Source organism: Rhizobium sp. 05L429 (assembly GCF_056397645.1).
Window position 1 is genome coordinate 315110 of sequence record NZ_JBFTNV010000002.1, and the last position, 11513, is coordinate 326622.

The 11513-nt window shown below is 62.1% G+C and carries 10 protein-coding genes; 5 read left to right on the forward strand and 5 right to left on the reverse strand.

What is annotated here, in order from left to right:
* The first annotated feature begins 93 nt into the window (after positions 1-93).
* The gene (locus tag AC1DNW_RS03265; protein ID WP_113311496.1) at positions 94-2409 is read left to right on the forward strand and encodes a PAS domain-containing sensor histidine kinase; all 2316 of its coding nucleotides are present in this window, start codon (positions 94-96) and stop codon (positions 2407-2409) included.
* Between the two features lie 12 nt (positions 2410-2421).
* On the opposite strand, the gene AC1DNW_RS03270 is transcribed toward AC1DNW_RS03265, so the two are convergent.
* The 4 genes from AC1DNW_RS03270 to AC1DNW_RS03285 all read right to left on the reverse strand — a co-directional run bounded on the left by AC1DNW_RS03270 (position 2422) and on the right by AC1DNW_RS03285 (position 9337).
* Complete coding sequence (locus tag AC1DNW_RS03270; RefSeq protein ID WP_113311497.1) at positions 2422-5379, reverse strand: bifunctional [glutamine synthetase] adenylyltransferase/[glutamine synthetase]-adenylyl-L-tyrosine phosphorylase; 2958 nt, start codon at positions 5377-5379, stop codon at positions 2422-2424.
* 80 nt (positions 5380-5459) lie between these two features.
* Entirely contained in the window at positions 5460-6866 is a 1407-nt protein-coding gene (locus AC1DNW_RS03275) for a sensor histidine kinase (RefSeq protein WP_113300910.1), read from the reverse strand.
* A complete protein-coding gene (locus AC1DNW_RS03280) occupies positions 6863-7609 on the reverse strand; it encodes a response regulator transcription factor (RefSeq protein ID WP_113300909.1) in 747 nt (248 codons plus the stop codon). The genes AC1DNW_RS03275 and AC1DNW_RS03280 overlap by 4 nt, the downstream gene beginning before the upstream one ends.
* A 159-nt stretch (positions 7610-7768) precedes the next feature.
* Complete coding sequence (locus AC1DNW_RS03285) at positions 7769-9337, reverse strand: Do family serine endopeptidase (protein WP_113300908.1); 1569 nt, start codon at positions 9335-9337, stop codon at positions 7769-7771.
* A gap of 241 nt (positions 9338-9578) precedes the next feature.
* On the opposite strand from AC1DNW_RS03285, the gene AC1DNW_RS03290 reads away from it, so the two are divergent.
* From AC1DNW_RS03290 to AC1DNW_RS03305, 4 genes are read left to right on the forward strand one after another with little or no spacing between them, the layout of a single operon-like run.
* Complete coding sequence (locus tag AC1DNW_RS03290; protein WP_113311498.1) at positions 9579-9926, forward strand: metalloregulator ArsR/SmtB family transcription factor; 348 nt, start codon at positions 9579-9581, stop codon at positions 9924-9926.
* 40 nt (positions 9927-9966) lie between these two features.
* On the forward strand, positions 9967-10443 hold the full coding sequence (locus AC1DNW_RS03295; protein WP_113300906.1) for an SRPBCC domain-containing protein: 477 nt from the start codon (positions 9967-9969) through the stop codon (positions 10441-10443).
* 5 nt (positions 10444-10448) lie between these two features.
* Positions 10449-10865: a VOC family protein gene (locus AC1DNW_RS03300; RefSeq protein ID WP_113300905.1), complete on the forward strand. Its 417-nt coding sequence runs from the start codon at positions 10449-10451 to the stop codon at positions 10863-10865.
* The gene (locus tag AC1DNW_RS03305; RefSeq protein WP_113311499.1) at positions 10862-11251 is read left to right on the forward strand and encodes a DoxX family protein; all 390 of its coding nucleotides are present in this window, start codon (positions 10862-10864) and stop codon (positions 11249-11251) included. The genes AC1DNW_RS03300 and AC1DNW_RS03305 overlap by 4 nt, the downstream gene beginning before the upstream one ends.
* A gap of 43 nt (positions 11252-11294) precedes the next feature.
* On the opposite strand, the gene AC1DNW_RS03310 is transcribed toward AC1DNW_RS03305, so the two are convergent.
* A partial coding sequence (locus AC1DNW_RS03310) for a cytochrome c-type biogenesis protein (RefSeq protein WP_477851856.1) occupies positions 11295-11513 on the reverse strand: 219 nt, incomplete at its 5' end.

Consider the following 11513-nt stretch of genomic DNA (forward strand, 5'->3'; position numbering starts at 1 on the left):
ACCGCCAGCTATGGACAAGGCGAATCACGCATGATTCTCTAGGTGTAGTTCGAGCGAGCGGCGCGCGAATCACACGAGGGACAGGGTTCAGAGATGATGGACGTGCGGCGGGCAACCGCGGCCGAAGGGCGGCTGCGTGTCGATTTTGCCGGGCTCAAAGCCTGGCGCGACAGCCTGTCCGGTCAGGCCGCAAAGGCTCCTGAACCCTTGTTGCGCCACCTGCCAAAGGCGGAGCTTCTGCTGAAGCGCACCATCCCGGTTCTGATCGTCGCCTTTCTTGCTGTCGTGGCGGCCTCGCATTTCTTCGGCATGGTCAGCGAATATACCCGCATGGAGGCTTCCGCGCGCCATGCGACGGCGCTTTCCGCTGCAACCGCCGCCGCCGTCTTTTCCGATGCGACCGATCTCTTCGATGGCGGCAATGCCGCCGGGGCACAGGCGCGTCTTGCGAAATTCCTGCCGCAGGACCGGCTGGAAAACGGCGCCTTCGTTCTGCTGGTCCAGGCAAGCGGCAAGGTATTTGCGGCGACGGCGGCCGGCGCCTCCTATGTCGGCGCCGATGTCTCGACCCTTTTTCCCGAGATCTCCGCCATCCGCCGCTTTGGCGACCGCACCGATGTCATCGAAACGAGCATCGGCGGCGAACTGCATTATGCCGAGATCGCCCTGATGGGCACGGCCGGCGGCTACATCATTTCCGCCATCTCGCTCAATGACATCAACCGTCTCTGGCGCGAGGAGCTGACACTCAACGTCACGCTGTTTGCCGGCATTTCCTCCATCCTGCTCGTTGTCCTCTACGCCTACTACATGCAGGTGAAACGGGCGCGCGATGCCGACGACATCTTCCTGGAATCCAATCTGCGGGTCGAGACGGCGCTGTCGCGCGGTCGTTGCGGCCTCTGGGATTTCGATTTCCAGAACCGCGAATTCTTCTGGTCGCGCTCGATGTACGACATGCTCGGGCTTGCCGGCTCCGACAAGACGATGGGCTTTGCCGATGCGGCGCGGCTCATGCATCCGGAAGACAATGGCCTGCACGAGATCGCCCGCGCCGTCGCCAAGGGCGATTCCGGCCAGGTGGACCAGATCTTCCGCATGCGCCATGCGGCTGGCCACTATGTCTGGATGCGTGCCCGCGCCCAGGTGATCCGCAGCCATTCCGGCCGTGTGCACATGATCGGCATCGCCATGGACGTGACCGAGCAGCATCGCCTGGCGCAGCGTTATGCCGAGGCCGACCAGCGTCTGGCCGATGCCATCGAATGTACCTCGGAAGCCTTCGTGCTGTGGGACAAGAACGACCGGCTCGTCATGTGCAACGCGCATTTCCAGCAGGCCTACGGGCTTCCCGACAGCGTGCTTGTGCCCGGCACCGAGCGCACGGCCGTCAACTCTGCCGCGGCGCGTCCCGTCATCGAGCGGCGCATTGCCGATGCCGACGGCTCCGGCTATTCGCGCACGACGGAAGTGCAGCTTGCCGACGAGCGCTGGCTGCAGATCAACGAGCGGCGCACCCGCGATGGCGGCCGCGTATCGGTCGGCACCGACATCACGCCTTTGAAGCGCCATCAGGAGCGCCTGCGCGATTCCGAGCGCCGGCTGATGGCGACGATCAACGATCTCTCCGCCTCGCGCCAGACGCTGGAATCACAGAAGGCCGAGCTTTCCACCGCCAACTCCAATTATCTCGTGGAGAAGGAACGCGCGGAAGCAGCCAACAAGGCGAAGTCGGAATTCCTCGCCAACATGTCACATGAGCTGCGCACGCCGCTCAACGCCATCCTCGGCTTCTCGGAGATCCTGCAGAACCAGATGTTCGGCCCGCTCGGCTCGGCCAAGTACAATGAATATGCCCGCGACATCCATGACAGCGGCAAGCATCTCCTGAACGTCATCAACGATATTCTCGACATGTCGAAGATCGAGGCGGGCCACATGCTGCTGTCGCGCGAGCGCACCGACCTTGCACCGTTGATCGAGGAAAGCCTGCGCTTCACCGCCATTCCGGCGGCAGAGAAGAACATCGTCATCGAGCAGCGCATCTCCTCGGGCATGACCTTGATGGCCGACCGCCGCGCCATGAAGCAGGTGCTGCTCAACCTGCTCTCCAACGCCGTCAAGTTCACCAATGAGGGCGGGCGCATTGCCGTCCGCACCCGCCGCGTCGCAGATGGCGTCATGGTCACCATTGCCGATACCGGCATCGGCATTCCCCAGACAGCGCTGATCAAGATCGGCCAGCCCTTCGAGCAGGTGCAGAGCCAGTATGCCAAAAGCAAGGGCGGCTCGGGCCTCGGCCTCGCCATCTCCCGTTCGCTGACCAATCTGCACGGCGGCAGCATGAGAATCCGCTCCCGCGAGTCCGTCGGGACGGTGATCTCGCTGCGCATTCCCGATCATGCTTAAGGTGACCAGGCGCTAGGCCTTCACCACCGCTTGGAAAACCTTACGCACCGCCCTGGAAAGCCGTTTCACTTCAGCCTCCAGCGTCTTGATGTCAGGGCAGTCTCCGGCGCGGCAGACGAGTTCGATCAAGCCGGCGGGGGCCTCCTTCGGGTCGAAGGGGCCGTCGATGCAGAGGCGAATGAGTTGTGAAAGCTCGGTGTAGAGCGTGAATGCCTCGAGGCAGGTATCGAGGTCGGCGGAGGCCATCAGCTTGTCGCCGAGCGCCTTCAAGGCTACGCCTGTCGTCAAGCCGTTCACCGTAATCTCGACACCCTTTGCCGGCGCGATCAGCGCCAGATATTGGGCGATGAATTCGATATCGATCACGCCGCCCGGGATGAGCTTCAGATCCCAGCCGTTCTCCGGCGCCTTCTCCTTCTCGATCAGCTCACGCATCTCGGTGACGTCATGGGCCACCTTGGCGATATCGCGTTTTGCCTGAAGCACGTCGGCGATGATGCCTTCCACTTCGCCGATCAGGCTCTGATCGCCGCAGATCAGCCGGGCGCGCGACAGCGCCATGTGCTCCCAGGTCCAGGCTTCTTCGCGCTGATATTTGCCGAAGGAATTGATGCGGGTGGCGACCGGTCCCTTGTTGCCGGAGGGGCGAAGGCGCATATCGACTTCGTAGAGCACGCCTTCAGCCGTCGGGGCGGAGAAGGCGGCGATTAGGCGCTGGGTGATGCGGGTGAAGTATCGCGTCGCATCGAGCGGCTTTGCACCATCGGAGTCGGTGGCGGAATCGTCGTAGTCGTAAAGCAGGATAAGGTCGATGTCGGAGCCGGCCGTCAGCTCGAAACTGCCGAGCTTGCCCATGCCTGCTATGGCGATCCGCCCGCCGGGATAATCACCATGTGCCACGCGGATCTCATTCATGACCGCGTCGAGCGCCGCCTTGATGATGAGATCGGCGAGATGGGTGAAGGCGCGTGCGGCCATGTCGCCGTTGATCGCGCCCGTCAGCAGGCGGATGCCGATCAGGAAGCGCTGTTCGGAAGCGAAGATGCGCAGCCGGTCGAGCACCTCCTCATAGTGCCGGGCCTGCACGAGCGAAGCCTCCAGGCGCTCGCCGAGATAGTCGCGTGTCGGCAGCTCGGCCATCAGGGCGGGATCGAGCATGCCGTCGAAGACATGCGGGCGGGCGGCGATGACTTCCGCGAGCTTGGGCGCCGAGGACATGATGTTGACAATGAGGGAGAGCAGCGCCGGATTGCTGCCAAGCAGCGAGAAGAGCTGGATGCCTGATGGCAGGCCGGAAATGAAGCTGTCGAAGCGCAGCAGCGCCTCATCCGCCCGCTTGCTTTCGCCGAAGACGCGCAGAAGCTCCGGCGTCAGCTCCGTCAGCCGCTCGCGCGCCTCCACCGATTGCGTGGCACGATAGCGGCCATAGTGCCAGGTGCGGATGATGCGAGAGATGTCCGAAGGGCGTTCGAAGCCGAGTTTCCTCAGCGTTTCCAGCGTATCGGGATCGTCGCCTTGGCCGGTAAAGACGAGGTTGCCTGTGCCGACGGACAGTTTGGTCTCCTGTTCGAAGAGGTCGGCGTAACGGTGCTCGACCGCTTTCAGCACTTCCACCAGCCGCTCGGAAAAACTCGGCGTGTCGGTAAAGCCCATCATGAAGGCGATACGCTTCAATTCTGCGTCCGTCTCCGGCAGAAGATGGGTCTGCTCGTCGCGCACCATCTGGATGCGGTGCTCGACATCGCGCAGGAACCAGTAGGCCTCCGTCAGTTCGTCGCGCGTCTCCGCGTCGATCCACTTTGCCCTGGTGAGCTCTGCCAGCGTCTCCTCTGTCACGCGGGAGCGCAGTGCGGGCATACGACCGCCGGCAATCAGCTGCTGGGTCTGCACGAAGAATTCGATCTCGCGAATGCCGCCACGGCCGAGCTTGACGTTGTGGCCCTTTACCGCGATGGCGCCATGACCCTTATGGGCGTGGATCTGCCGCTTGATGGAGTGGATGTCGGCGATCGCCGCATAATCAAGATATTTGCGGAAGACGAAGGGGACCAGGCCGCGCAGAAACTGCTCGCCTGCCGGCAGATCGCCGGCGACGGCGCGGGCCTTGATGAAAGCCGCCCGCTCCCAGTTCTGCCCCCTGCCCTCGTAATAGATCATGGCGGCATCGACGGAAATCGCGAGCGGTGTCGAGCCGGGGTCCGGCCGCAGCCGCAGATCGGTGCGGAAGACATAACCATCCGCCGTGCGCTCCTGCAGGATGCGCACCAGCCGCCGCATCATGCGCGGGAAAATCTCGATCGCATCATCGGGGTCCGGCACGATGCCGGCTTCTTCGTCGAAGAAGACGACGAGGTCGATGTCGGAGGAATAGTTGAGCTCGGACGCTCCGAGCTTGCCCATGCCGAGAACGATCAGGCCGGAGCCTTCGCTGGGTGCCGTGACATTCTTCAGCTTCAGCTTGCCGCTTTCGTGGGTGGAGAACAGCAGATGATCGATCGCCGCTGCGACTGAGGCTTCTGCAAGCTCGCTGAGCCAGCCGGTCGTCGCCTTGCCGTCGAAGATGCGGGCGAGGTCGGCAAGTGCTGTGAGGAAGGCCACCCTGCGCTTGATGATGCGCAGCCTGCTCATCACCTGGCCTTCACCCGGCGCGCTTCCTTCATTGTCCGGTTTCCAGCAATCGCGCGCCTCTGCAATCAGCGCCTCGATCTGCGGTTCCAGCGGATCGCTGATGGCGGAGGCAAGGATTGCCGGATCGAGATTGGCGATCTCGCGCAGGTAGGGAGAGAGGGTCAAGACGGCGGCGACGAAATCGCGAAGCGGTCCTTCGGCCTTCAGCATATCGGCGACAACAGGCTCGCTCCTGCCGATTTCCTGGAGGTCGACGAGTGCTGCTTTCAGTTCCGTCTGGTTCAACGGCCGCAGAAGTCCCTCGGTGACATCCTTCAGGCCGTGCTTCGATTTCGTCAGCATTCGCTCTCCCTGGCATAGCCGCAATGCGATTTTAAACTAGGGTGCCGGCGTGAAAGCGCCAATATGAAAATGACAAGGAATCAGGCTGCGCGAGCGGGGAAAACCATGCTGACGGTCAGGCCGGGGCGTTGTGCGTTGCCGGGATCCGTGTCCGAAAGCTCCAGCGTGCCGCCATGCAGCTCCATGATCGCTTCCACCAGCGAGAGGCCAAGGCCGGTGCCCGGTTTCGAGCGGCTTTCGTCCAGGCGCACGAAGCGCTTCACTACGTCCTCGCGCCGGTCAGGCGGGACGCCCGGTCCGTGGTCGGCGACGGACAGGCAGAAGCCGTCGGGACGGCGGCTGAGCTTCACCGAGACGGAGCCTGCCCCTTCCGTATCGGCGGAATATTTGATCGCGTTGTCGAGCAGATTGAAGATCGCCTGGCCGATCAGTTCGCGATTGCCCTGGATCTCAATGCCGGGGTCGATCTCGGAGGTCAGCGCCATGCCCGCTTCGTCGGCGACCGGCTCGTAGAGTTCGGCGCTGTCGGCGACGATGGCTGACAGTTCGATCGGTGACATTTCGGCGGCGACGGAACCCGCCTCGACACGGGAGATCATCAGCAGCGCATTGAAGGTACGGATCAACTGGTCGGATTCGGAGATGATGCCTTCCAGAGCGCTGCGGCGCACCTCGCCATCCTCGATATCAAGCGCATCGGCGGCCTTGTTGCGCAGGCGCGTCAGCGGAGTCTTCAAGTCGTGGGCGATATTGTCGGAGACCTGCCGCAGGCCTTCATTCAGCTTCTCGATGCGTTCCAGCATGTTGTTCAGCGAGACGGAAAGACGGTCGAACTCGTCGCCCGATCCGCCGACCGGCAGGCGCTGCGAGAGATCTCCGGCCATGATCTTCTTGCCGGCATCCGACATGCGATCGATGCGTTTCAGCGCGTTGCGGCCGATGCCGAACCAGATGATGATGGCGCCGAGACCCATGATGGCGAGCGCGATCATCAGCGCCTGGCGCACCAGCACGCGGAAGCGTTCCGGTTCTCCCAGGTCGCGGCCGATCAACACCCGCAGGCCGTTGTCGAGGACGAAAATGTTGGCGATCGCCGTATGCCGCACCACACCGCTATCGGTGTAGCGCTGATACATGAACGGCACCGAGGTCCAACCCTGCTCCTCGAAAACACCCGGCTGCACGGAGGCGACGTTACCGGCGAGGATATCGCCCGAGGGACCAGCAATGAGATAGAGATTGGCGCCCGGCTGACGGGCACGGCGCTCCATCGTGCGCAGCAGCAGGTTCATGCCGCCGGCATCATAAGCGCGCTGGACCTGCGTCACTTCCTGGGCAACCGCGTCGCGGATCTGGCCGGTCAGCAGCCGCTCGGACATCGCCGTCACATAGAAGACGAGCGTTGCGGCGCAGATGGCAAAAAGCAGGATATAAAGGGCCGAAAGGCGGACTGCAGTGGACTTGAAGAGAACCCAGAAACGGCTCATCCCTCGTCCTTGATCATGTACCCCGCACCTCGGATCGTCTTCAGCAGCGGCTGGCTGAAGTCTTTCTCGATCTTGGAGCGCAGGCGCGAGACATGCACGTCGATGACATTGGTCTGGGGATCGAAATGGTAATCCCAGACATTCTCCAGCAGCATGGTGCGGGTCACGACCTGACCGGCATTCTTCATGAGATATTCCAACAGGCGGAATTCGCGCGGCTGCAGCGGGATTTCCTTGCCGCCGCGGCGGACCTCATGGGAGAGGCGGTCGAGCTCGAGATCGCCGACACGGTAGACGACGTCCTGATCCGGCGTGCCCTTGCGGCGGCCAAGCACTTCGACGCGGGCAAGCAGCTCGCTGAAGGCATAAGGCTTCGGCAGATAATCGTCGCCGCCGGCGCGGAGACCCGTTACGCGGTCATCGACCTGGCCGAGGGCAGAAAGAATGAGAACGGGCGTGTGGATGGCCTTGCGGCGCAGCTCGCTGATGACGGAGAGACCATCGCGGCGCGGCAGCATGCGATCGATGACGATGACGTCGTAGGTATTCTCCGACCCCATGAAGAGACCGCTTTCGCCATCGCTTGCATGGTCGGCAACGATGCCCGCCTCGCGAAAGGCTTTCGTGAGATAGACCGCCGCCTCCAGATCGTCTTCGATGATGAGAATCTTCATGCGGCCGACATTACCCGCCGGTTGCGTTTCGGCAAGGCTCAAAGCGTCTTCCTGTTGTGCGGGGGCCATCGCGGTCGTCCTTCAGATTCGAAGAATTGGGCAGATTTGGAGAATTGGGCAAATTCGAAGATTGGGCAGCTTTAAAATTGGGTAGATTGGCAGACTTGAGGAATCTGGAGCCGCGCAGCATTTACGCTGGCGCGGCTCCGGCTTTCTGAGGCCAGAAGATCAGCCCTGGCCGTTGATCGGGAGCGCGACGAAGCGGCTGCCGTCCTTCGACTGGATCTGGAACAGCGCGCGAGTGCGACCGTCCTTCTTGGCCTGGTTGATGACGCGGACGACATCATCGGCGCTGGAAACGTCCTGGTTGTTGACCGAGGTGATCGTCTCGCCTTCCTTGATGCCCTTGTCGGCAGCATCCGAATTCGGATCGATGCCGGTGATGGCGAGGCCCTTGCCGTCATCCGACGGGCCGACGGTCAGGCCGAGATCGGCAAGCGCCTTTTCGGAAGCCGGCGGCTGGGCCGGCTCTTGCGGGCTGTTGTCATCTCCGGCAGAAGCCTGCTGGTCAGCGGGCAGCGTTCCGAGCTCGACGGTGACCGACTGGGCCTTGCCGGAACGCCACACCGAAAGCTCGACCTTGCTGCCCGGCGTCATCGCGCCGATGCGGCGGCTGAGATCTCGGGCATCCTTGACAGGTTCGCCATTGACGGCGGTGACGACGTCACCCGTCTTCATGCCGGCCTTCTGGCCCGGTGTGCCTTCCTGTGCGGAAACGACCAGAGCGCCGTTGGCTTCGGAGAGGCCCAGCGAGTCGGCGATATCCTTGGTGACCGGCTGGATCTGCACGCCGAGGTAGCCGCGCGAAACCGTACCATCCTTCATCAGGTCGGCAACAACGTCCTTTGCGGTGGAGGCCGGGATTGCGAAGGCGATACCGACGCTGCCGCCCGACGGCGAGAAGATCGCGGTGTTGATGCCGACGACCTGGCCATTGAGGTTGAAGGTCGGTCCACCAGAGTTGCCGCGGTTCACGGCTGCGTCGACCTGCAGGTAATCGTCATAGGGACCAGAGCCGATATCACGGCCGCGGGCCGAAACGATGCCGGCCGTGACCGTGCCGCCGAGGCCGAAGGGGTTGCCGACGGCGACGACCCAGTCGCCGACGCGGACCTTGTTGTCATCGGCCCAATTCACGTAGGTGAACTTGCGGCCCTTGCCATCAATCTTCAGCACCGCGAGGTCGGTACGCGGATCCTTGCCGATCAGCTTGGCGTCGAGTTCGGTACCGTCGTTCAGGACGGCCACGAATGCCGAGCCGTCGGAAACGACGTGATTGTTGGTGACGACGTAGCCGTCTTCGCTGATGAAGAAGCCCGAACCCTGAGCGACCGGGCGCAGACGGCCCTCGCCCTGATGGCCGAAGCGGCGCTGCTGGTTCTGACCCTCCTGGTTCTGGCGGTTCTGCTGCTCGCCGAACTGGCGGAAGAACGGCTTCAGAGCGTCGGGCAGATCATCAAAACCGCGGCCGTTGAAATCGAAAGAGAAACCATCACCATCATCGGATGCCGGCTTGACGCGGCTTTCGACACGGACGGAAACAACGGCCGGGGAGACGGCGTCGACGACATTGGCGAAGCTCGGAACCGAAGGCGACTGAACATTGACAGCCTCGGCATAGGAACGGGAGATCTCGACAGGGATACCGGTTGCAAGCACTGCGGCTGCCAGACCGGCAACGGTGGATGCCTGAAGCACCGTTTTAAGGGACGGACGTCCGCGGAAATTTTTCAGCATGAGAGCACCTTCTCTTCTTTTTCAGACTTTCGTTCCGGCGGTGCCGGATCTGTGATGACCGAGATATAGGACGCCGCACCTTACTACGAACTGTCCGGCCGATGAAAAATTCGTAATGTACTGATATTCTTTGGTTGCATGCCGAAGGGGCGAGACCAATTGCCGGACCGTATTTAACCGATCGGTTGACAATTGAGACTGCGTCCTGTATTTAACCTAATAGTTACATACGAGGCCCATCATGCAGACCGACACTCTGAGCGCCGCCTTCGCAGCCCTCGCAGACCCCACGCGCCGGGCGATCATCGCGCGGCTGGCCGAAGGAGAGGCTTCGGTCAACGAGCTCGCAGCCCCCTTTGACATGAGCCTTCCGGCGGTTTCGAAGCATCTGAAGGTCTTGGAAAAGGCCGGGCTGATCAGCCGCGGCAAGGAAGCCCAGTGGCGACCGGCCAGGCTCGAACCGCAAACGATGAAGAGCATTGCGGACTGGCTGGAGCAATACAGGCGCTTCTGGGAATCGAGCTTCGACCGATTGGACGGCTACCTTCAGAAGATCCAGAAAGCGGACGACAGCGGCCCCCGCAACTGAATGTCGGCCCCATATTTTCAAATCACGACAGGGGAATATCATGGCCGATCAGCTCTCGCGCCCCACATTGCATATGCAACGGATATTCAATGCACCGCGTGCCCTCTTATGGGCTGCCTGGACCCGGCCGGAAATGGTCGTTGCCTGGCTTGGCCCTGTCGAATGGCCGGCGGTCAGCGTCGTGCAGGATCTGCGCATCGGCGGCACATACAGGGCATGCCTGAAGAATACCGGGGATGGCAGCCTGCTGTGGCAGAGCGGCGTCTACAGGGAAATCGAGGAGCCCTCGCGCCTCTCCTTCACCTTCCAGTGGGAGGGATCGCATGAGGATGGAGAACCGGTCGTAACGCTTGTGACCGTCGTCTTCGAGGAAATGGCCGATGGCCGAACGCGAATGGATTTCACCCATGCGGACCTGAGGTCCGAAGAGAGCCTTACCGGACACAGGCACGGCTGGGAGAGCACCTTCGGCAGGCTGGAAAGCTGGATTGCAACTCAAGGAAATCAAAGGGAGTGAGGACCATGAAACTCGTAACGAATCTCGTCTTCAAAGGCGAATGCCGGCAGGCCTTCGAATTCTATGCCAAAGTGCTCGGCGGCAAGCTGAACGGCATGTTCACCTTCGCCGAAGCGCCCGGCGACATGCAGATAGACCCGTCCTTCAAGGACAAGATCATGCATGCCTGGCTCGATATCGGCGACCAGTCCCTGATGGGTTGCGATGCCCCTCCCGGATATCAGGAAGACATGGGCGGCTTCAGCGCCACCTATCACAGTGAGGATGCGGCGGAAACGAAGCGAGTTTTCGAGGCGCTGTCGGACGGCGGCAAGGTCACCATGCCCTTCAACGCCACCTTCTGGTCGCCGGGCTTCGGCATGTTCACCGATCGCTTCGGCACACCCTGGATGGTCAATACGATCCCGGCGGATCGGCGATGAGCGATAGTGCCATGGTCTGGACCGGTCGCGTGCTGACCGGGCTTTTCGCGCTCTTCATGCTCGGTGCATCGATCGCCCCCAAGCTCCTGGGACTGTCCGTCGCCGAGGAAACGATGATCCAGCTCGGATGGCCTGGTGGATATGTGCTGATGATCGGTCTGATCGAGCTGACCTGCCTCGTGCTCTACCTCATCCCGCAGACGAGCATTTTCGGCGCTGTGCTGATGATGGGCCTGCTCGGCGGCGCCATGGCCACGCAGATCCGGGCCGGAAGCCCGCTCTTCAGCCATATCCTGTTCAGCATCTATCTCGGGCTGTTCATGTGGGGTGGGTTGTGGCTGCGGGATCCTGCAGTCAGGGCGCTCTTTCCCTACCGAAAGGCATAGGCATCAATCATTCCGTCGTGGTTCGTCGCGGCGGAATGGCTTCTTATTTTTCCAGCAACTCGGCGAGCCTCGCCTGCTCTTCGGCGGTGAGTTTGCTGCCGGTGGGCTTGCCTGCCCGCTTGCGGGCAAAGACGACGAGCGAGGCACCGCCGGCGAGGATCAGCAGCACCGGCGCACCCCAAAGCAGCAGCGTGCGCACACTGACGCGCGGCTTCAGCAGCACGAACTCGCCATAACGCGAGACGATGTAATTCAGCACCTG